General features: G+C 57.0%; 20 protein-coding genes. 10 read left to right on the plus strand and 10 right to left on the minus strand.

Annotation, left to right across the window (positions count from 1 at the left end; all coding sequences use genetic code 11):
- The first annotated feature begins 185 nt into the window (after positions 1-185).
- The 5 genes from AC6IY8_RS03915 to AC6IY8_RS03935 all read left to right on the plus strand — a co-directional run bounded on the left by AC6IY8_RS03915 (position 186) and on the right by AC6IY8_RS03935 (position 4,780).
- Positions 186-878, plus strand: a complete 693-nt coding sequence (locus AC6IY8_RS03915; RefSeq protein WP_497777387.1) for a type 1 glutamine amidotransferase domain-containing protein — start codon at positions 186-188, stop codon at positions 876-878.
- Positions 879-1,035: 157 nt separating this feature from the next.
- Positions 1,036-2,163: a redoxin domain-containing protein gene (locus AC6IY8_RS03920; RefSeq protein ID WP_497777388.1), complete on the plus strand. Its 1,128-nt coding sequence runs from the start codon at positions 1,036-1,038 to the stop codon at positions 2,161-2,163.
- 86 nt (positions 2,164-2,249) lie between these two features.
- Positions 2,250-2,924, plus strand: coding sequence for a VOC family protein (locus AC6IY8_RS03925; RefSeq protein ID WP_497777389.1), 675 nt, complete (start codon positions 2,250-2,252; stop codon positions 2,922-2,924).
- A gap of 31 nt (positions 2,925-2,955) precedes the next feature.
- Positions 2,956-3,567 (plus strand): redoxin domain-containing protein, encoded by a 612-nt coding sequence (locus tag AC6IY8_RS03930; protein WP_497777390.1) that lies wholly within the window; start codon positions 2,956-2,958, stop codon positions 3,565-3,567.
- Positions 3,568-3,613: 46 nt separating this feature from the next.
- Positions 3,614-4,780, plus strand: a complete 1,167-nt coding sequence (locus AC6IY8_RS03935) for an alpha/beta fold hydrolase (RefSeq protein WP_497777391.1) — start codon at positions 3,614-3,616, stop codon at positions 4,778-4,780.
- On the opposite strand, the gene AC6IY8_RS03940 is transcribed toward AC6IY8_RS03935, so the two are convergent.
- The 6 genes from AC6IY8_RS03940 to AC6IY8_RS03965 all read right to left on the minus strand — a co-directional run bounded on the left by AC6IY8_RS03940 (position 4,705) and on the right by AC6IY8_RS03965 (position 12,801).
- Positions 4,705-5,919: a universal stress protein gene (locus AC6IY8_RS03940; protein WP_497777392.1), complete on the minus strand. Its 1,215-nt coding sequence runs from the start codon at positions 5,917-5,919 to the stop codon at positions 4,705-4,707. The genes AC6IY8_RS03935 and AC6IY8_RS03940 overlap by 76 nt on opposite strands.
- Before the next feature lie 49 nt (positions 5,920-5,968).
- Positions 5,969-6,886, minus strand: coding sequence for a universal stress protein (locus AC6IY8_RS03945; protein ID WP_497777393.1), 918 nt, complete (start codon positions 6,884-6,886; stop codon positions 5,969-5,971).
- A 28-nt stretch (positions 6,887-6,914) separates the two neighbouring features.
- Positions 6,915-7,967 carry an AI-2E family transporter gene (locus tag AC6IY8_RS03950; RefSeq protein ID WP_497777394.1) on the minus strand — a complete coding sequence of 351 codons (1,053 nt, stop codon included), beginning with the start codon at positions 7,965-7,967 and terminating at the stop codon, positions 6,915-6,917.
- Positions 7,968-7,987: 20 nt separating this feature from the next.
- Positions 7,988-10,504, minus strand: coding sequence for a cation-translocating P-type ATPase (locus AC6IY8_RS03955; protein WP_497777395.1), 2,517 nt, complete (start codon positions 10,502-10,504; stop codon positions 7,988-7,990).
- A gap of 262 nt (positions 10,505-10,766) precedes the next feature.
- The gene (locus tag AC6IY8_RS03960; RefSeq protein ID WP_497777396.1) at positions 10,767-11,699 is read right to left on the minus strand and encodes an alpha/beta hydrolase family protein; all 933 of its coding nucleotides are present in this window, start codon (positions 11,697-11,699) and stop codon (positions 10,767-10,769) included.
- Between the two features lie 73 nt (positions 11,700-11,772).
- A complete protein-coding gene (locus tag AC6IY8_RS03965; RefSeq protein WP_497777397.1) occupies positions 11,773-12,801 on the minus strand; it encodes a YncE family protein in 1,029 nt (342 codons plus the stop codon).
- Positions 12,802-12,957: 156 nt separating this feature from the next.
- On the opposite strand from AC6IY8_RS03965, the gene AC6IY8_RS03970 reads away from it, so the two are divergent.
- On the plus strand, positions 12,958-13,977 hold the full coding sequence (locus AC6IY8_RS03970) for a ThiF family adenylyltransferase (RefSeq protein ID WP_497777398.1): 1,020 nt from the start codon (positions 12,958-12,960) through the stop codon (positions 13,975-13,977).
- Between the two features lie 20 nt (positions 13,978-13,997).
- On the plus strand, positions 13,998-15,263 hold the full coding sequence (locus AC6IY8_RS03975; protein WP_497777399.1) for a WcaI family glycosyltransferase: 1,266 nt from the start codon (positions 13,998-14,000) through the stop codon (positions 15,261-15,263).
- Between the two features lie 6 nt (positions 15,264-15,269).
- Here AC6IY8_RS03975 and AC6IY8_RS03980 read toward each other — a convergent pair whose 3' ends face one another.
- The 4 genes from AC6IY8_RS03980 to AC6IY8_RS03995 form a co-directional block, all read right to left on the minus strand.
- Positions 15,270-16,772 (minus strand): nitronate monooxygenase, encoded by a 1,503-nt coding sequence (locus AC6IY8_RS03980; protein ID WP_497777400.1) that lies wholly within the window; start codon positions 16,770-16,772, stop codon positions 15,270-15,272.
- Between the two features lie 155 nt (positions 16,773-16,927).
- Positions 16,928-17,227 (minus strand): carboxymuconolactone decarboxylase family protein, encoded by a 300-nt coding sequence (locus tag AC6IY8_RS03985; RefSeq protein ID WP_497777401.1) that lies wholly within the window; start codon positions 17,225-17,227, stop codon positions 16,928-16,930.
- 157 nt (positions 17,228-17,384) lie between these two features.
- A complete protein-coding gene (locus AC6IY8_RS03990; protein WP_497777402.1) occupies positions 17,385-17,882 on the minus strand; it encodes a hypothetical protein in 498 nt (165 codons plus the stop codon).
- 39 nt (positions 17,883-17,921) lie between these two features.
- Complete coding sequence (locus AC6IY8_RS03995) at positions 17,922-18,245, minus strand: YtxH domain-containing protein (RefSeq protein ID WP_497777403.1); 324 nt, start codon at positions 18,243-18,245, stop codon at positions 17,922-17,924.
- Positions 18,246-18,662: 417 nt separating this feature from the next.
- Between AC6IY8_RS03995 and AC6IY8_RS04000 the strand changes: the two genes are divergently transcribed.
- From AC6IY8_RS04000 to hemC, 3 genes are read left to right on the plus strand one after another with little or no spacing between them, the layout of a single operon-like run.
- Positions 18,663-19,352 (plus strand): cytochrome C assembly family protein, encoded by a 690-nt coding sequence (locus tag AC6IY8_RS04000; protein ID WP_497777404.1) that lies wholly within the window; start codon positions 18,663-18,665, stop codon positions 19,350-19,352.
- On the plus strand, positions 19,349-20,731 hold the full coding sequence (gene hemA, locus AC6IY8_RS04005; RefSeq protein ID WP_497777405.1) for a glutamyl-tRNA reductase: 1,383 nt from the start codon (positions 19,349-19,351) through the stop codon (positions 20,729-20,731). The genes AC6IY8_RS04000 and hemA overlap by 4 nt, the downstream gene beginning before the upstream one ends.
- Positions 20,732-20,741: 10 nt before the next feature.
- Positions 20,742-21,677 carry a hydroxymethylbilane synthase gene (gene hemC, locus AC6IY8_RS04010; protein WP_497777406.1) on the plus strand — a complete coding sequence of 312 codons (936 nt, stop codon included), beginning with the start codon at positions 20,742-20,744 and terminating at the stop codon, positions 21,675-21,677.
- The last annotated feature ends 11 nt before the right edge of the window (positions 21,678-21,688 follow it).

Here is a 21,688-nt window from a genome sequence, read left to right on the forward strand (position 1 = left end):
TCGAGGCTCACTGAACGGATTGCCGCAAGCTTCCTCAACAATGGCTGGAATACCTGGAGGGTCTAGCTGTGTAAGACCCGCTGATCCGACGGATGAAACTGCAGAGATTTCAACCGTGAGCAGGGTTCCAGATCGTCGAAAGCGACTCACTCAATCGCAATGGCAGCGATGAAAGGAGAAGAAGCATGAGAATTCTGATGGTGCTGACATCGCACGATCAATTGGGCAACACTGGCCGCAAGACCGGCTTCTGGCTGGAAGAAGGCGCGGCTCCCTACTTCGTGTTCAGAGACGCTGGCGCCGAGTTGACGCTCGCCTCCCCGAAAGGCGGACAACCGCCAATCGATCCCAAAAGTGATATGCCGGAAAATCAGACTCCCGCCCAGGTCCGTTTCAAGAAGGATAAAGCGGCTCAGGAAGCGTTCGCTCATACCCTGCGGTTGGCAGATGTGAAGGCAGAGGACTTCGACACGGTCTTCTATTCTGGCGGTCACGGGCCGATGTGGGATCTGGCCGAAAGTCCAGTGTCCATTGCGCTGATTGAGTCTTTCTACAATTCGGGGAAGCCGATTGCTTTTGTTTGTCATGCTCCAGGTGTGCTCCGCCACGTCAAATATCAGGGCGAACCCATCGTGAAGGGCAAGCATGTGACCGGCTTTACAAACGGCGAAGAGGAGGAAGTTAAGCTCACCACGGTTGTGCCGTTCCTGGTCGAGGATGAAATGCTCCGTCTGGGAGCCATTTTCGAAAAAGTCGGCAACTGGCAACCGTTTTCCATCACCGATGGCCGCCTCGTTACGGGGCAGAATCCCGCATCTTCAACCTCTGGAGCTCAGGCCCTTCTAAAGTTGATGGCTGCACAAAAGGCGGCAGCTTAAGGGTACGAAGTTCGCATGAGCTTGTGTCGGTAGTTTCATCGGCCAAGGTGTGATCCCGCTCCTTGGCCGCACCGCAGGAGCAACTTACGACATTGGTGGCGGGCAGCAATTCGTTGCCGCATAGCAGGCGAGCGTGGTTGCTCATGAGAGGCAGACTATGCCACAAAAGCTGAACGGAAACTGGTGTGGTGCTTGCTGTTATGTCTTCGCTGTCGCGCTCAGTGTTGCACTTTTCTCGATGGCTACACCGACGGCTTCGCTACGAGCAAAGACGGCGATGACTGACGAGCCAGCAAGCAACGCGCAAAAGGCAAGCCCTGGGGTCGAAGGCAACATGCCTCCGCTCGACGGTGCCGTTGCCTGGATCAACTCACAGCCGCTAAGAACTGCCAACTTGCGGGGAAAAGTAGTTCTGGTCGAGTTCTGGACTTACACCTGTATCAACTGGCGCCGCCAATTTCCATATGTTCGCGCGTGGGCTGAGAAATACAGAGATAAGGGGCTGGTCGTCATTGGCGTGCACACTCCTGAGTTTGTGTTTGAAAAGAACATAGACAATGTTCGACATTTGACAAAGGAGATAGGAGTTCCGTTTCCTGTTGCTGTCGATAGTAATTCCGCGATCTGGCAAGCATTCAATAATGAGTATTGGCCCGCCCTCTATTTCATAGATACTCAGGGCAGGATTCGCCATCACCAGTTTGGCGAAGGCGAGTACGAACAGTCCGAGAGGGTGATCAAGCAGTTGCTGGCAGAGGCCGGTGCAAGTGGCGTTGATGATGGGCTTGTATCGGTGACCTCCGCGGGGGCGGAGGCCGCAGCCGATTGGGAAGATCTACGGTCTCAAGAAACCTACGTTGGATACGAAATGGCAACGAACTTCGCGTCTCAACGTAGTGCAGCACGGAACCAGTCTCACATCTACGCTACTCCCAAACATCTCGCGCTGAACGAGTGGGCTCTCTCCGGTGCTTGGACAATCAAGAAGGACCGAACACAGTCAAAAGACGCAAATGCTCAGCTCACTTTGCGTTTTCATGCACGCGATCTCCACCTCGTAATGGGACCGTCTATGTCGGGAAAGCCTGTTAGATTTCGCGTCCTCATTGATGGACAGCCACCGGGGAACGCGCACGGAACTGATGTTGATGACCAGGGCTATGGCACGGTGTCTGAGCAGAGGATGTATCAACTAATCCGGCAACCCAAACCTATCAACGACAGAAATTTCACGATCACTTTTCTAGATCCCGGAGCAGAGGCATTTTGCTTCACCTTTGGCTGAGCTGAATTTAAGCGTCGTCAGTCGCGCACGATGTCTTCACTTCGCGAACGTGAGCTGGCTTTCGATGAAGCGCTAAGGAGAAAAGTATGGAAAATGTCACGCAGAGCATTCGCCGTGACCAACAGGCCACGGGGAGACTGGACATGAAGTTCGAGGCGGTCGTCATTCCCGTCTCAGATGTTGATCGCGCAAAGGCGTTCTACACGCAACTCGGATGGCGTCTTGATGCAGACTTTGCGTTCGACAACGGATTCAGAGTCGTTCAGTTCACGCCGCCCGGCTCGGGGTGCTCAATCCAATTTGGCACGAAGATCACATCGGCTGAGCCCGGCTCAGCCCGAGGCCTTTACTTAATCGTCTCCGACATCGACGCGGCGCGAAATGAACTCATCGAGCATGGGATTAAGGTCAGCGAAGTGTTCCACGCAGAGACTCCGGGCGCTCAGTTTCAACTTGATGGGAAGGACGGCCGCGCCAGCGGGCCGGCACCCAATCACGCCAGCTACGCATCCTTTGCATCGCTCAGTGACCCGGATGGTAACGGCTGGTTATTCCAAGAGGTCACAACGCGGCTGCCCGGACGCATTGATTCCGTTACGACGAGCTATACATCGCCAAGCGATTTAGCGAATGCCTTAAGGCGAGCGGAGGCTGCTCACGGTGAGCACGAGAAACGCACCGGGCATCGGGACGCGAACTGGCCCGAATGGTACGCCGAGTACCTGGTGCGCGAGCAGGCTGGCGAAAAGTTGCCGTTGTAGCTGCCAGATGCCGTCCAGTGAAGGAGTTGTTATGCGATCTGACATCGTGCCCGGAGGCATTTTCCCTGATTATGAACTGCCCGATGAAACGAGCACAACGCGCAGGCTCAGCGAATTGCAGGGTGAGGACCCGCTTATCCTGACGCTCGCCCGAGGCCACTATTGCCCGAAGGAACACCAGCAACATCTTGAACTCGCGGCGTTCTATCCGAAGCTCGCTGTGGCATACACCAAGATCGTCACGATCTCCACCGATGACCACCACACGCTCCAGGAGTTCCGAGCGTCGGTTGGTGCTCAATGGACTTTCCTCTCTGACCCGGATCGCAAGGTTCAGCAGGACCTCGATATCCAGGAGTATACCGACCCCGAAAACAATCCGATGATCCCGCACACGCTTGTCCTCAAGCCGGGTCTCGTAATTCACAGCATCTACAACGGCTATTGGTTTTGGGGCCGTCCATCGATTGTCGATCTTTGGCACGACCTGCGCGCCGTGACGCGCGAGATACGCCCCGACTGGGACCTGAGCAAGCCTGGACTCCGCGAGGCCTGGAACGCGGGTGACCTCTCATCCTTCCACGGTTGGAGCAAGAGGGGCGACACAAAAGCCGATCCACTGATAAGGCAGGAAGAGAAATGACAGAGCTTGCACAGGATTTGTTTGGAATGAGACAGGAGGGCGCGAAATGTCCGACCAGGTGAAACTCGATCGTCGCCAATTCTTGCGTGGTTCTGCCGTGACGCTCGCCGTTGCAAAACTTGCCAGCGCGAACTCTGGCCTCGCTCAGGTAGGAATCACTGGCCAACAGCAAACGACCTCGGAATCGCCATCTACGGACACCAGCTTCCCCTCACTGAAAAAGATCAATGCCGGCGTGCTGAACGTTGCGTATGCGGAGATCGGACCGGCCAGCGGTCGTCCCGTGATTCTTCTGCACGGGTGGCCATACGACATTCACAGCTACGTCGAGGTTGCTCCCTTGTTGGCTGCGGCTGGTTACAGAGCCATCGTGCCGTACTTACGCGGCTATGGCGATACGCGCTTTCTCTCGCCGGAAACATTTCGTAACGGTCAGCCGTCAGCGCTCGCCCGCGATGTAGTGGATCTGATGGATGCCTTGAAGATTCAGAAGGCAATACTAGCCGGGTTCGATTGGGGTGCTCGGAGCGCCGACATCGTTGCAGCACTCTGGCCAGAACGCTGTAAGGCGTTGGTTTCGGTGAGTGGCTATCTGATCGGTAACCAGCAATCCGGCAAGATGCCCTTGCCGCCTAAGGCCGAACTCCAATGGTGGTACCAGTATTACTTTTCCACCGAACGTGGCCGGGCGGGTTACGACCAATATCGGCACGAGTTTGCGAAGTTGATCTGGCAACTCGCGTCTCCGAAGTGGTCCTTCGATGAGGCGACGTTTAATCGCAGCGCAGCAGCGTTCGACAATCCGGATCACGTCAGCATCGTTATTCATAACTATCGATGGCGGCTCGATCTTGCTGAAGGCGAGGCGAAGTATGACGATCTGGAAAAGCGGCTGGCTGAGAGTCCGGCTGTCAATGTGCCACCATCACCCTGGAAGGCGATGCCAATGGTGCACCGCATCCGGAGGCCAGTTCCTACGCGAAGAGGTTCTCGAGCAAATATGCACACCGAGTCATCAACGGTGGTGTTGGACACAATCTGCCTCAAGAAGCACCGCAAGCCTTCGCCAAAGCAGTTGTCGATGTTGACAGTTATTGATACAGATCGGAATTCCGATATTCCGATTATTCGCCATCGTTACGCGCGACTCTTGGTCTTATCGAGGCCACGGATCGTCAATACCGGACAAGGCGCACCGGACACGACGGCGTAAGCAGTTGCTCCGAAGAGTCGCGTGGATATCTGGGCGTGGCGGGGCTTTTTGTTACCTAGCCCGAGAACAATCAGATCGGAGTGTCTCTCTTCGGCGGCGTGAACAATGATTGTAGCGGGAGATCCGTATTCGACAACGTACTCCGGTTCGACTTCTTTTCCACCAAGGTTGAGATGGAGGTCTCTAAGGCACTCGGTGAATAGTTTTGCCTGCGTCAGTCGTGCCGGAGTGGGCAGAGCACTCATGGTTTGCAAGGCGTGGATCAATGTCAATCTGCTTTGTTGCTTGCGAGTCATTCGCGTGGCATATTCCAGCGCAATGAGTGATTCCGGCGAGAGGTCGGTGGCGACGAGGATGTTTCGGAAGCTCACATCGTGTGCTGAGGATGCGAGCACCCGCGGTCCAACGATGAGGACGGGACGTTCGGAGAGGCGGAATATTTCTTCGGCTACAGATCCCCAGAGAAGCTTGTCGAGTCCACGTCGGCCGTGGGTTCCGATTGCGATGAGATCGACGGAGCGCTTCTCGACAAATTCAGAGAGCACAGGCCACACTTCACCGTGGTCCACTAACGTCTCGTGGTAGATGTTTTCCAGAAGTGCTGAGCTTGCAAGCGTCTGCAGTTGAGCCTCGACGAACTGCCCTGCCGCTTGATCTGCCATGTCTTTTATTTCGGGCGGGATTTCGCTGTAGGCGGTCGGAGGAATGACATGAGCTATGATCACGCGCGCAGAGTACTGTCGCGCGAGGGAACAGACGTAGGGAAGCACAGTCTCCGAGCAGGGAGAGAGATCAGTAGCGTACAGGATGGTCTTCAGAGATAGCAGTTCTGTCCTAGCTACCTCGGTGACTTGCTTCGGCATGACAAGATTCCGGAGGATCTCGGAAAGTGGCCGGGTCGTGGGCGGCACACCTGCGATGATGTTCGTGCCTTTCTGCACCATTTCGGTGAGAAGCTCAGCACCTGCAGCATCGAGTGATTTGACCGCAGAGACGTCCAGCAGTACGGACTTGGTCACGGGTAAGACGGACAAAACTCGGTAATAGCATCGGAGTTCATCTACGCCATTTCCGGACAAATCTCCACGCAGAATGAAAGTCACCGAACTCTCTTCGTTATGAACTTTGATGTCGAGCATGATGTTTGACCTCCGCGACAGCAGGGCAAATCTCTGAGGTTCAAAAGGATCAGAGGCGAGCGCTCAGGACAGGACAATGCGCCTCGGCTACGATCCGGTGAACTGTGCTTCCGAAGTGACGGCACACTCGTATTGCAGGTCCGGTGCCTTGTGCTCCCGCTACGATCAGGTCTGCGCGGAGCCGAGCGGAAAGCGACAGGATGGTCGCTGCCGCGACACCGAACTCGAGGATAGGTTTTACCTCGCATGCGGGAGCGCGGTCGCAAATGAGTTTCATGAGTCGCTGTGTGAGTTCTTCCCGCGTGTTCTGGTCAGCGGAATATTCCATCGATGCGATGTGCGCGGGCAGCAGGGTGGCTCCGAACTCTTCTGCCAAGGAAATAGCGTAGTCAAGAGCGCGAAGTGAATCTTCTCCGAAGTCAATTGCCGCGATTATGGTGTTCATGCGAGGAGGCTCTTGAGGGGGTACGTCACGGGGTCCCACGGTTAGTATGGGACACGTTGCGCGGTGAAACATTTCCTCTGCGACAGATCCGAGTAGAGCCTCGGTGATTCGTCCACGGCCGCGAGTGCCGAGGACAAATAGGTCTATCTTCTCCTGCTCGATCACGGAGAGCAGCACGTCGCGGGGTGTGCCAGGTTGGAGTATCGCGTGATGCGAGATCTGCCGGAGAGGCGCGGTGCTCAGCAGCTTCGTCATGCAACGTTTCGCAGCGTGATCCGCAAGCGTACGGGTCTGGGAGGAAACGTGAGTCTCGGAGGGAGAAATCGCATGGGCTACGAATAAAGCCGCGTTGTATCGATTCGCCAACAGTGTTGCGTACGGCAATGCACTCTCGGAGGCGGAGGAGAAATCGGTCGCGTAGAGGATTTTGGTGAATCGAATTCGTCCGGCTTTGTTGGCGTGATCGCGAGGAGAGCTTGCTGCAGTGTTGTTGTTCGCGCTTGCGGTCTCAAGGGAATTCATAATCTCCTCCCTTTGACATTCATGTGCTTCAATACCTGCTAACTATCTGCGTGGTCGCAGAGGTTGGAACTCTCAACAGATCCGCAACACCTAACGTGAGCGAAACGATTGTCGGCCCCAGAACGATGCCTGAGATTCCGAATACTGCGATTCCGCCAAGGATGCTGAAGAACAGTAGCAGCGTATGGAGTCTCAGCCGTTGGCCAACGATCATGGGATATATAAGGTTGTCGATCAATCCGACAACCAACATGCCCCACGCAACCAGTATGCCTGACTTCACTGGATGCCCTTGATATGCGAGCAGAACGGCGGCAGGTATCCACACGACAAATGGTCCGAGCATCGGGATGACGGAGACAAAGGTCATGGCGAGGCCCCATAACGCAGGAGACCGGATTCCAAGCACCCAGAACATCAGGCCTCCCATGAGCCCTTGTGCGATGGCTGCGGCAAACCTACCGAACAAGCTCGCAATGATTGTGTCGCTGACCCGCTGGAGAAGCATGTCCGTCTCCTGTTCGGAGAATGGCACGTAACGTTTTACTGCGGAGATGATCGTTTCACCATCACGCACAAAGAAGAACAGGACGAATATAGCCATCATCGCATTGGAGACTGACTGGACTGACCCTGACAGCAGGGACGAGAGCCACGCTGCAATGGCTCCGCCTAGCCTGGTGGCAATGGCGGCGATGGAGTCAAGATTGTTTGCGATGAATGGCACTGTCTTGAGCCTATGAAGAAACGCGGTACCGGCGCCTAAGTTGTGTCGCAGCCACTCCGCGCCCAACAAGGCTTCCTGCGTCGCCGTCCAGAAGGTCAGGAGCGCGGGACCAATGGCGAGGCATCCCACGATGAGAACTGTAATCAGGGCGGAGAGATTTCTGTTGAGCGATTTACGTCTGAGCCAAGAAAAGAGTGGTCGAGACACAACAGCCAAAGCAGTCGCCCATGCCAGTGCGGGAACAAAGGGGCTTATAACGAAGAGGCACAGGGCGAGCAATGCCAGCATCAGTAACAAGCGCGCAATCGTACCTTGAGCTTGAGCATCGAACGCATTGGATATTTCTCCGCGCATCAGAGCATCTCCGCAAAGGGCTAATGCTGTGTCCTGCGATGTATTAGTTTCAACACCTCGAACCAAGCGATCGTCAGCAGTCCGAGAGCAACTGCCGTAAGCAGATCATTTGTGTGCAGGAATGAAAACTGAAAGACAGAGCGAATGGTCGGAACGTAGAGAACGATGAGTAATGCTGCGATGGTTCCGATGGTGACAAACAGCGAAGCGATGTTCCTGACTCGTATTGTTTCGAATACGGTTTTGGTTGCGGAACGGTTCGTCCAGATGAGCATGAGATTGCCTGCAACCAGCGCACTGAACGCGATGGCCCTCGCATCTTCAGGCGCGTGCCCCCAGCTCCTTGCAAGCACAAAAGCGGCGAGTACGGACGCGAACAATCCAAACCCCTGGAGCAGGCCGACCGCAACGGTGGATGCTCCAAACAGTTTTGCCCTCTCGGGCCGAGGCTTCCGTTGCATAATGCCCGGCTCTTCCGGTTCGGCTTCGAAGGCGACGGTACATGCAGGGTCCACAATCAACTCAAAGAAGACAATATGTAAGGGCATCAACAGAATTGGCCAGTTCAAGGCGACAGGGAGAACCGCCAGTCCGGCGATTGGAACGTGCACGGCGAATACATATCGCACGGCTTTCGTCAGGTTGTCAAAAATCCTGCGTCCGAGGCGGACGGCGTCGGCAATTGCCGGGAAGTCATCGTCAGCCAACACGAGTGCGGCGGCTTCCCGGGCAACATCTGATCCTCGAGCGCCCATGGCGATGCCGATGTGCGCAGCTTTCAACGCAGGCGCGTCATTCACCCCGTCGCCGGTCATGGCAACGACTTCGCCGTTTGCCTTCAGAGCCTCAACCAATCGCAACTTCTGATCCGGACGCACACGCGCGAACACGTTGCAGGTACGCAGGTGGTTGCGCAGTGCGTCTGCATCCAAGGACTCCAATTCATCGCCGGTGAGAGAGATGTTTGAGTTGGGCAGTCCAGCCTGACGCGCAATGCTCATTGCGGTGCCGGGGTAGTCGCCAGTGATCATAACCACGCGGATGCCCGCTCGGGCGAGTTCGGAAATGGCGGCTGGAACCGTGGGGCGAATCGGATCTGCCATTCCGACGAGTCCGAGGACATCGAGTTGAAGAGCAGACTTGGATGCGGGCAAAGAGGCGGCTCCGACCTGTTGGCGTCCCACGGCAAGCACGCGCATGCCATCGTCAGTCATGCGCTTGAGGAGTAAACGAAACTGCTCCCGAATGGCCTGTGAAGATGTCGAAAGCTTCAGGATCTCTTCTGGAGCGCCCTTCGCGGCGATGACAATCGTCTGGTCAGAGTTTCTATATGCTTTCGCTACCAGCATACACTCGGAGGAGAGCGGATATTCCTGGAGCAAAGTTCCCGGCGCAAGTACTGGGCCTGCGGCTGTTGTCATTGCTTTATCTACAGGGTCGGATGTGATCTGGGCGGAGGCGAGGGCAGCGGTCCTCAGCACCTCCTGAGAGTCGATTGTGCTGTCGGAGTTAGACAGTGGCTGTACGTGCCGGACAGTCATGCGGTTCTCTGTAAGTGTGCCCGTTTTATCGACACAGATGACGGTGGCGGACCCAAGCATTTCTATTGCAGGAAAGCGGCGAGTAAGTACTTTCTTCTGCGATATTCTCCAGGCGCCAAGTGCCATGAAGATTGTGAGTACAAGGGGGAACTCTTCCGGAACGAGCGAGATTGCAAGCGCAAGTGCGGAGATGGCACCCTTCGTCCAATCTCCTCGCATAACGCCGTACAGCACGGCAACGACGATGCACACCATAAGGCTGACAGTGCCGAATAGGCGAACGAGTCGATTGCTCTCTCGCTCGAGTTTTGTTGACTCGGTTGTTGTTTGAGTCAGAGCGTGGCCGATCTTTCCGATTTGCGATCGTGCGCCGGTGGCGGAGACACGCACGATCCCATGTCCTCGCACAACCAGAGTGCCCGAGTAAACCTGGGTCGTTCCGCTTAGCTGAATTTGGGAAGGGCCGCTCGAGGCGGATTTTTCCACGGGAAAGCTCTCACCTGTAAGCAGTGATTCGTCAACTCCGAGCAGCACGGACTCGAGTACTGTGCCGTCGGCTGGAATTCTGTCGCCCTCATTGAGAACGAAGATGTCGCCGGGCACCAGTTCACGCGCAGCGACTCGCCTTGTGCCTTCTTTCCTGATTACGAGCGCGCGCGGGCTGGTTAGGTCGCGCAGGGCATCGAGTGTGCGCTCTGTCTTTCGTCTCTGCGTGACAGATATACCGATGACGACGAGGATGCTGATGATGATTGCAATCGCCTCGCGAATGTCACCGATGAAGAGGTAGATGAGCCCGGTTCCGACGAGGAGTAGAACCATTGGCTCGCGGAGACTCTCCAGAGTGATACGGGTCAAGGTGGGAGGCTTGTAGGTGGGAAGCGTGTTTGGACCAACATCGCGCAGGCGGCGCTGCGCCTCGTGTTCGGAAAGGGGGTGAAACTTCGCTTCGCCTTGCCCAGCCTGAATGTCGTGTTCAGCGCCCTGAGATAACATTGCACACCTCGGCTCGACGCTAACCGCACATAGTCTCTCGCGCGTCCCGAACCCGCTATGACTGCAGTCACCGTGCAGGGTGATGGATGCGAAGCATGCTGAGAAACTGTTCTGTAACGACTCTGGCTTGTTTGGAAAACGCGATATTTGGCAGGGAAGAGATAAGTCGGCCGCGGACGAAATGCTTCGTCCTCAGTGCGGCACTCGCAGGGCGCTCACGGATCCTCGAGGAATCCTGCTCTCGCTGCGTGCGAGGATAGTGTCACTTCGTCAGCAGCGATTGAATTGCCTTGCGAACGGTTGGCCACGCAGAGGAGGCTGGGCTAGGCGTTTCGAAATGTCCCACGGCCGGAACCACTATTAAACGAGTTTGATCACCCGCTTTCGTCGCCACGCGGACGTACTCTTCGGCGAGTGGCCGGGGAACAATGTTTTCTTTCTCGCCCCAGATCAGGATTTGCGGGACACCCAGTGGCAGCATAGCGCTGGCGGAGACTTGCTTATATCGCTGCGGCACGGAGGCCGGAGTTCCACCAAGCATTTCGGTTACGACGGGATCCTTGCACTCCTCTGCCATGTGGTCGATGTTCTGTGTCATATCAATCGTGCCCGCAAGATTAATGACTCCCCGAATGGGCAGTGGATTCGCGATGTAGATCGCACTGTCATTGGGTAAGTGCTGACGCACTCCCGACCACATTGCCAGATGTCCGCCCGCAGAGTGACCGAGGACGACAACGCGTGCAAGGTCGAGGTGGTACTGGGCTGAGAGTTCGCGAAGGTGATCGAGGGCGTGTCCCACGTCGAGGTAAGTGCCTGGCCAGCCGCCTCCTGACTGTCCCAGACGCCGATACTCGATGTTCCAGGTAGCGATTCCGTCGCGCTTCAGTTCGTCTGCCATCGGTGCGAGATCGCGCAATGTGGCGTACTCGGCTTTCCAGCAACCGCCATGCACGAGAACGACAACCGGATGCAACCCAGCTCCTGCCGGAACCCGCAAATCACCAAACTGATTTGGATCCTTGCCATAGGCCAGCCGATGATCCGCCGGTTTGGAGGGGAGCGACTGAAGGTCGGCGGGGGTCATTAGCACCGGCGTGTCCGAAGAGTGCTGCTGGGGCAGGCCGGAAGACTGCGCGGACCAAGGCAAGCCAGCAATGGACAGTGCGGCGATGGCAATTGTGAAAATTCGCATACGTCACTTTACTCTATCGCCGAGTTTGGCCTGATCAGCACCTGAGATTTATACCCTGTGCAATGGAGCAGAGTCAGTGGATGGGTTCGTAGATTTCCATGGTGGAGGCGGGCTTGCCGTCTCTCTGCTCCTCGGGCGTATAGAGACGGTGCGTCGCTTGGTCAAGGGCGAAGGAATGGACTTTCTTCTCGACCGGGAAGTCCTGCAGTTTGCGGTAATGAGTGGGGTCGTCCTGATGGAAGGTCGAGATGGCTCCGCTGTTACAGGCGGCGTAGATGCGCTGAAGGCCTGAGTCGAATTTTATGACGTCGGCCCCGGGAGCCATGGGAAGAAAGGCGATGGCTTTGTGATTTTCGAGGTCGAAGACGGTCATGAGGTTGTTGCCTTCGCAGGCAAGAAATGCGCGGTGGTGCTGGGGATCGATGGTCATTCCATGGTTGCCTTCGCAGCGGCCTACGGGATAACGTCCGAGCACGGTGTCGGTGGCGGGCTCAATTTCGGCGGTGAGATTTTTGTCCTGCAGATTGACCCATATGTGTTTGCCGACGGGGTCGTACTGCGGCATTCCTGTTTCGCTGTCGAACTTGATGGACTTGACGATCTCGTCGCGCAGAACGTCGATGACGACCTCGGCCTTGGCGCGTTCATCGGAGATGTACATTTTGTGGAAAGGCGCGGCGTAGGCGATGCCGTCAGGTTTGTTTTCGACAGGAAGCTTCTTTATGACTTTCATTTGCTTCAGGTCGATAACGCCAATTTTGTGTTCGCCCCAGTTGGAGGTGTAAGCCTTTTGAACGTCGGGTGCGATTTCGACGGCTTCGATGCCGGGAAGGTCATCGATGGTGTGTAGGACTTTGTTGGTGGCGAGGTCGATGACGTACAACTTGCCCGCTCCAAGATGCGAGGAGAACAGCAGGTTGCGCTCGGGCCAGATGGTGAGGTAGTCAAAGCGCTTGCCCAAAGGGCCGGGAAGATCGAAAGTCGCGACCTTGCGCAGGACGGGGCGTTGCTGGGTGGATTGCGCACGAGGGCTGTTGGTGGCGAACAACGCGGAGATTGCAAAGATGAAAAGTGCGGGAGGTGCGGTACTGAGTCGCTTCATGAATCGGGATGGAAGGCAAATTGCGAAGGAACGTTGCCCGGGGAGTCGGGGAGGCAAGGTGTGGAACCCAGAGTTGGAAAACGCCAACCCTGGGCCACCTATTCTGTTCCAACTCTGTGCCAAGAGTCAGGGCGACTCGGCATGTATGATGGATTTATGCCGACAATTGATGAACGCTATTCAAGGCAGGTGCTATTTCCGGGCATTGGCGCGGAAGGGCAGGAGAAGCTGGCGAAGGCTCGCGTGGCAATCGTGGGGTGCGGGGCTACGGGGTCGGTATTGAGTTCACTGCTGGTGCGCGCGGGTGTGGGGTATACGCGGATTATCGACCGCGACTACATCGAGTCGAGTAATTTGCAGCGGCAGGTGCTGTTTGATGAGCAGGATGCGGCGGAGTCGCTGCCTAAGGCGGTGGCTGCGCAACGAAAGCTGCAACAGATCAATTCGATGGTGACGGTGGAGTCGCATGTCGAGGATCTGACTCCGGAGAACTGCGAAGACCTGCTGGAAGATGTCGATCTGATCCTGGATGGAACGGATAATTTTGAGACGCGCTACCTGCTAAACGATTACGCGATTCGCGAGGGGCGGCCATGGATCTACACGGCGGCAGTGGGCAGCTATGGAGTTTCGATGAACATACTGCCGGGGGAGACGGCGTGCCTGGCCTGCGTTTTTCCGCAGTCGCCAACGGGAGCGATTGAGACTTGCGAGACGGGCGGCATCCTGAATCCGGCGGTGAACCTGATTGGGTCGATCACGGTGATGGAGGCGATGAAGTTCCTGGTGGGAGCAAGGGACAAGATGCGCCGCACTTTGAAATCGATAGACGCATGGCACAACGATGGCTCGGAGGTAAAGGCCGACCGTGCGCGAACAGATTGCAATGTGTGCCAGAAGCGCGAGTTTACGTATCTATCGGGGAGAGCACATCCACATATATCAATGTGTGGGCGGAACTCGGTGCAGATTCATGAGCGGCACAGGCCCATCAATTTTGCAGAACTTGAGGCGCGGCTTTCGGCGCATGGCTCGGTGCGGTACACGGAATATGTTTTGAAGTTTGAGCGCTCGCCGTACGAGATGACGCTGTTTCCGGATGGAAGGGCGATTATTAAGGGCACGACGGATACGGGCGTGGCTCGCAGTTTGTACGCACGATTTATCGGCTCATAGAAGCCGAATGGGATCTGGGATTGCGCATACTTGTTCTGAGCATCAACTACTGGCCTGACACTACTGGGATCGCTGCTTTTAACACCTGGCGCTGCGAGTTTCTGGCTTCGCAAGGGCATGACGTAACCATCTGCACGGGGCCTCCGTATTATCCGGAATGGCGAGTGCCGGAAGCATATCGACACAAATTGCTGGGGAGCGAGACGCGGAATGGAGTGCGAATTCTGCGCTCGTGGATGTATGTGCCTCGGAAGGTGAGCACGAAAAAACGGATGCTGCACGAGGCGTCGTTCCTGGCATCCTCATTTGTGCGGGCGGTGGGAACGAAGAAGCCGGATCTGATCTTTGTGGTGTCTCCGCCGCTTGGGTTGGCGATGACGGCGGTGACGCTGAGCCGGATTTGGAACGTGCCGTTTGTATTCGATGTCGAGGACCTACAGCCAGACGCGGCGGTGGAACTGGGTATGGTAAAAGAGGGACGGCTGACCCGGATGCTCTATGGCCTGGAGCGCATGGCGTATGAAAACGCGGCGCTGGTAAGCACGATCACCGAAGGAATGCGCGAGCGGATTCTGCAGAAGGGAATCGACGCGACGAAGGTCGTGCTGTTTCCGCCACGCGCGGATTCATCGCTGTACGGGATTCGCGAGCAAGTGGATACGGCGGAGTTTCGCCGGAAGTATGGACTGGAAGGCAAGGTGGTCGTCTCGCACTCGGGCAACATGGGCGTGAAGCAGGGGCTCGGAGTGATTCTGGAAGCGGCGGAGCAGACGCGGGACCGGCGGGATATCGAATACCTTTTTGTGGGCGACGGGGCGATGCGGCGGGAATTGGAGTTTATGGCGAAGGCACGAGAGCTTGGGAAAGTTCGCTTTCTTCCACTGCTGGAGGACGAAGAATTCAAGCAGATGTTGGCGACCACGGACATTGCTCTGATCACGCAACAGCGCGTCGTATCGGACATCGTGTTTCCTTCAAAGACGGTGACGCTGCTGGCGGCGGGATGTCCGGTGATCGCTTCGGTGAATGCAGAGAGCGAAGTCGCGAAAAGCATCGTGAGGTCGGGCGCGGGTGTGGTGGTGGAACCGGAGAATCCCGAGGCGTTATCAGTGGCGGTTACGAAGCTGGCGAACGAGCGGGACACACGGGCGCGAATGAGTACGAACGCGCGGCAGTATGCGTTGGATTTGTGGGATGAGCGGCGGACTTTGCCAAGGATGGAGCAGCAGATGAGAGAATGCGCCAGGCTGTGGAATGGCGGAACCACGAACCTGGCGCAGAGCTGAGACCGATCAGGACCGAGAGACTTCGACGGCCTCGGGCGCGGTGACGAGCGGCACGGGCTGAGTGCTGGTGGTCAGGGCCTCGGCGGGAACAAGTCTCAGAAGGGTCTTCACGGTGTCTGCCGCGGGGTAGGGCTTGGCGTCAGCGGACATGAACCGAAGAATGCTCTGTAGGTCGTCTCCCGTGGTGACCATGCCGGGCTCTTCGCGGCCATCGCGGTGAACCTGCTGGAGTCCGATGTCGGCGAGCAGGCAGTTGCACAGGCACTTGCGGCCGCGGGTGTCGTCCAGATTTCCACCTTTACTTACGTAAACTTTCTCGGGCTCGGAGGCGCAGCGGTAGGCAATGCTTCCACTGGGGGTGCGATATGCTTCGCGCAGGATGCCTACGTCGCAGACACGGGTGCGGCTGGCATAAACCTCAGGCTGGGAAGTGGTGCCTTCGAGCTGGGCGGCCTTGAAGGGGAATCCGGTGGGCGAGGAGAAGGGATCAGTGAAAACCGAGCCTTCGCCACGCTGAATCTTGGCAAGCAAAGCTTCCTTGTAATCGCGACGCAGGCCCGACTCTTCGCAGAACGCGAAGACGGTGCCGACCTGAACTCCGGCGGCTCCGAGTTCGAGGGCTTCTACGATCTTTTCGGGTGTGCCGTAGCCTCCGGCAAGCCAGAAGGGAACACCCATCTGGCGAATCTTTTCAAGGTCAACACGATCGCGCTCGCCGTACACGGCTTCGCCACGTTCGCTTAGAACCATTTGGCCGCGAGGTGGAGCGTTGTGACCGCCGGCGGTGGGGCCCTCGATGACGAATCCGTCCACCTTGCCATTGGAGCGGCGGAGCATGGTGGTGGCCAGGGTGTTGGACGAGATGATGGCGAGGAAGACAGGGCGCGGGAGAGGCGACATGGGCATGCCGAAGAACTCCTGCGGGTCGAAGCTCATCATGACATCGTCGTCAGGCTGCGCTCCGGTGACGGAGAGCGGATAGGTGGCGGAGCGGCCCTCGGCAAAAGCATCGAGAGCGCCGGGAACCTTGAGCGGGATTCCGGCACCCATGAGGACGTAACCTACCCCGGCCATCATGGCTCCGTAGAGCGATGCAAGGAGTGGAAGCTGGAGCTTCTCCATGCAGTTGATGCCGACAGGGTTGTTGTGGCCTTCGCGGGCTAGTGCCACCTCGACGAAGTTGGAGACGATCAGCAGTTCGGTGGCTTCGCGGCTGTTGACGCGCGCGAGCATAGGGACGACGCGGTAAGGGGTGTTCTTGGCACGTCCGCCGGGAATGTAGTACTTGTCGAGGATTCGCTGGGCCATTTCCGGGAAGGGAAACATGGCCAAGCCGCGGCGCATGTCGCCGTCGAGATCGCCATCCTGCAGACGGCGCGCAAGAATGGTGTCAAGCGCTGTGCTGGAAACTACGCCAAGTTGCCCGGTGAGGGATACCGCCCTCGCCAACCGCCAGTCAGATACGGCTGCTCCCATGCCGCCCTGAATAAGTACCGGATGCTGAGTCATACCACGGATTCTCGCAGGTATTAGAGTCGTGCAAAGTCATAGTTTTGTAATTACGTAAGGAGCGGAGGTGGGATTGTGAGTGGTGAGTAATGCAATCAGACCCAGAGTTGGAAAAACGCCAACTCTGGGCCACCAGGTTCATCGAGTTGAGGGGATTATTCGTCGCGGAGGGCGTGGGTGCCGTGGGTGACGGCGGCTCCGGCGCGGAGGGCGGCGGCGACGAGGACAACTTCGGAGATTTCCTGGTCGGACGCTCCGGCTTCGCGCGCCTTGCCGGAATGGATCTCGATGCAATAAGGACACTGCGTGGTAAAGGCCACGGCGAGGGCCATGAGCTCTTTGTACTTCACGGGAATGGCGCCCTCGGCCATGGCGGCTTTGTCGAAAGCTACGAAAGCCTTCATGCCCTCGGGCGAAAACTCTCCCAGTTTCTTGAGCCGCTTCAAGTTCTTCATGTCGTACATCGGCATACCCCCTTTGACTTTCAGGAACAAAGATGTTCGATTGCGGCCAGCGTGGCCGGGTTTCAAAGTTCGAGAGACAACGCTGTGATGCAAAAGAAAAGAGCAGAGGGTGTGCCTCTGCTCTTTATCTTGGTAGAAATGCGTATCGCTATTCGGGGGTTCTGCCGTTGCCATTCTCGCGATGAGCGCGGCGGCCGAAGGTTAACTGTTGAAAACCGGCCATAACGCCATCGAGGACGGCAGAAATGCGGCGGCCGGGGACCATTACACCATGCTGCAGAGCCGAGGCAGTGATGTCGATGCGCTGCATGGTGCGGGTGGCAAGTTCATCGGCACGCAGGGCTTGCGCGTGGACGAGTTCGGTAACCTCGCTGACGGTTCCGTCGATGCGGCCAACCTGGGCGCGCACCAGATCTGAGGTTTCCGTCACGTTGGTGACCACGGTGCGAATCATGGGCGCGCTTTCATCCACGATGCCGCGCACCTTCTCGACCAGCGGAAGTACCTGCTCCTCCATGCGGGTGGAGAGTGCCTCCATGCGCGAAGTCATTTTGCGCATGGAGATGTACATTCCCGCCAGGATCAACATCTGTAATACGACCGCAATCGAAGTCACCGCAACAAAGGCGATGAGTGTTTGATCCATGTGGTCCGTCCATGTGCTCTCGAAAGAGCTAAGAAGAAGTTACAGTTTGGGGGCGCCGGGCTCGGGAATCGGTTCCTGGCTTGCGTCGCGGTATGCCTGACGGCCAGCTTCAAAGGCAGAGCGCAGATTATCCTTTTGCTGCTCAAGCACCTCCTTGCTCCGGTCGGCCCATTGCTGTGCCTGTTCCTTGTACTTGCGGGCCTGTTCCTGAACCATATCGCGGCTCTCTTCAGCCGCGTGGAGGATGGACTCACGAGTCTCGCGTCCAGACTTGGGTGCGTAGAGTACGCCCAGGGCGGCTCCTATGCCGAGCCCTGCAAGAAACCATACGATTCCGCCACCGCTGCAGCTTTCATCAGCCATGTATTGCCTCCTGAAACAACTTTAAGAATGGAATGTTAGCACCCGATAGAAAGGAATGACAAACCAGTGCTGCCGGACGACTCTGGCGGGAAAAGAAAATGGGAGATTGGAATTCGGCTTATAAACAGAGGTAGAATCTAAACACGATTTTCCAGATTATCACTGCAATGTGATGTCCGTCACATGTTGCAGTGATAGTTACACTTAGGGCTGAGTCGCTCCTTTGTATAATCGGAACGTCCTTGCCATAAAATCTGTTCGTTTAGAGGGGTGGGTAAGGACCCATTTTTTATGCCTTTACTCTGGCTTCGAGTCGCGACCGTACTGTACGGGGTAGGCCTGACGCACGCAATCCTAATGCTTCGGCAAAGGGGAGAGCGTTCGGGTCGAGTAGCAGCTCCCGCAGTAGGTTTGGGCATGGTTTTCCACTTGGTATCGCTGGTGGAGACGGCCCTTCTTTTTGGATATACCGAACTGCTTACCATTCGCCAGGCGGAATCCGCGCTGGCGTTAATCATTGCCCTGATCTTTACCGGTTTGTATCTGCGTTACAAGACTGCCTCACCGGCAGCACTGATTTTCCCACTGATTTTCCTTCTCACCTTTTCCTCTGCGATCACGCAGCATCCGGTGGCATTTTCATCGCCGACCTTCCGGAGCGGCTGGATCGTGTTCCACGTCTGCACCCTGTTGTTCGGCTACGCGATGTTGTTCCTTAGCTTTGTCTCCAGCTTGCTTTACCTGATACTGTCGCGCCAGCTCAAGCGCAAACAGTCGGTAAGCTGGGCGTCGCGGTTGCCAGCATTGCAGGAGATTGACGAACTCGGGTACAAGGCGTTGCTGTTTGGCTTTCCGTTTATGACGGTGGGCCTGCTGGCAGGCGCCGTGGTGGCCCAGGAGCGCTATGGGGCGACGTATTTCACGGACCCCAAGGTTCTGCTGTCCCTGCTGATGTGGGGCATCTATCTTGTACTTCTATACACGCGCTGGAGTGCTGGCTGGCGGGGCCGAAAAGCGGCTTACCTGGCCAGTGTTGGATTCGTGGTTTCCGTGTGCGCGTGGGGTGCGAATTATATGAGCAGATTGCATAGGTTCATCGCCCCATGAACTTCTTTGTACTAGGCGTGAATCACAAGACAGCCCCCGTTGAAGTGCGTGAACGCTTCGCCATACCGGAGGCACGCCTGCCTGAAGCTCTGGGCAAGCTGACCTCGATGGAAGGGATCGAAGAGGGCATGATCGTCTCTACCTGTAACCGGGTGGAGATCTTCGCGCGCTCCAGCAGCGACGAGTGCAATTTGCAGCACTTCGTGCGGGAATACTTCGGCTTCGCTCCGGGCGAATACGAGCCATACATCTTCGAGCACAAGGAAGTGGAAGCGGTAAAGCATGTGTTCCGCGTCGCTTCCAGCCTGGACTCGATGGTGGTGGGCGAATCGCAGATCCTGGGGCAGGTGAAGGAAGCCTATGCCACGGCACGCGCCGTAGGTACGGTGAACTCGCAGCTGGATCAACTTCTGACGCGGGCATTTGCGGTCGCAAAGAAGGTGCGCAACGAGACGACGATCGCGTCGTCCTCGGTGTCGATCGCCTCGGTGGCGGTGGAGCTGGCAGAGAAGATTTTCGGCAGCCTCAATGGGAAGTCGGTGTACCTGGTCGGCGCAGGAAAGATGTGCGAACTGGCGGCCCGGCACTTGATTGCTCATGGCGCGAAGAAGATCTACGTCGCCAACCGCACGTATGATCGCGCAGTCGCGCTGGCTGAGAAATTCGACGGCGAGGCGGTGCCTTTCGAACGCCTGTATGACACGGCGTCGTGGGCTGACATCATCATCAGCTCGACGGGCGCGCCGCATGCGATTTTCCGCAAGGAACATGGCGAGAAGTTCCTGTCGGCCCGCAAGAACCGTCCGATGTTCTTTATCGACATCGCGGTTCCGCGTGATATCGACGCCGCGCTGAATGACCTGGACGGAATCTTCGTTTACAACATCGACGATCTGCAGCAGGTGGTTCAGTCGCACCTGGGAGACCGGCGCAAAGAAGCAGTGCGCGCCGAAGCCCTGGTGGAAGAGGAAGTACGCAGGTTCGAGCAGCGCGCGCAGACGGCGGAAGTGGTTCCGACGATTGTTTCGCTGCAACAGCATCTGGAGAACCTGCGGCAGGCTGAGATTGATCGCGTGCGCGGACGACTAGGGAATCTGACGCCCGAGCAGGAGATGGCGGTGGAAGCACTCTCGCGCGGGATCATCAACAAGATCATGCATACGCCGATTACGACTCTAAAGTCGGCAGCACTCGATCCGGGAGCAACCACGGTGGTGGACGTTGTCCGCAAGATCTTTAACTTGCGTGAAGAGAAACGTCAAGCCCAGGTGAGTGCGCAGGAAAATTCGGCGCCGAAACACGTGGCTGCGGAGAAGAAGCCGGTGGAGACACAGGTGCTGACCTCGGCGGTATTGACCAACCAAACCAGAAATAAATAAAGGAAGTTGAATGGCTCTGCTTCGTATTGGTTCCCGCGGCTCACAGCTTGCGCTCTGGCAGGCACATCACATCTCAGACCTGCTCAGGAAGCAGGGGCATGAAGTGGAGCTTGAGATTATCAAGACCACGGGCGACAAGATTCAGGATGTCGCGCTTGCGAAGGTCGGCACGAAAGGCATGTTCACCAAGGAGATCGAGGAAGCGCTGTCGGAAGGGCGCGTCGATCTTGCGGTGCATAGCCTGAAAGATTTGCCGACGGCGCTGCCGGGTCCCTTTGAGATCGCGGCGATCACGGAAAGAGTGGATCCGCGAGATGCATTCCTCTCGATTCGCTACAACAGTGTGAAGGAACTGCCGCAGGGAGCTCGTGTGGGCACCAGCAGCTTGCGCCGACAGGCACAACTGAAGCAGTATCGGCCGGACCTGGACATTCATCCGCTGCGCGGAAACGTAGATACCCGCGTGCGCAAGCTGGAAGAAGGCGAGTATGATGCCGTAATTCTGGCGGCAGCGGGACTGAAGCGTCTGGGGAAAACGGAGCACATCAAGGAAATTATTGAGCCGGAAGTGATGTGTTCGGCGGCGGGACAGGGAGCCCTTGGCATCGAAATTCGGCTGGGGGATACGGTGATGCGCGAGCATCTCAAGTTCCTGAACGATGAGCCTTCGCGGCTGGCGACGGTATGCGAACGAGCGCTGCTGAATCAGCTTGGCGGCGGATGCCAGGTGCCGATTGGAGCTTATGCCGTCGTGAATGGCGGCGAGATCAAGCTGACGGCGATTTGTGCGCGTCCGGATGGAAGCGAACTGCTGCGTGAGGTTGGGACGGGCACCGATCCGGTCGAGTTGGGGCAGCGCCTGGGAAATAAGATCCTGAAGCGCGGCGGCGACAAGATTCTGCAGGACGTTTACAGCGAGAACGCAGCAAGCACAACTCCAAGGTAAGCATCAGGGCT

The sequence above is a fragment of the Koromonas soli genome, from assembly GCF_059726265.1.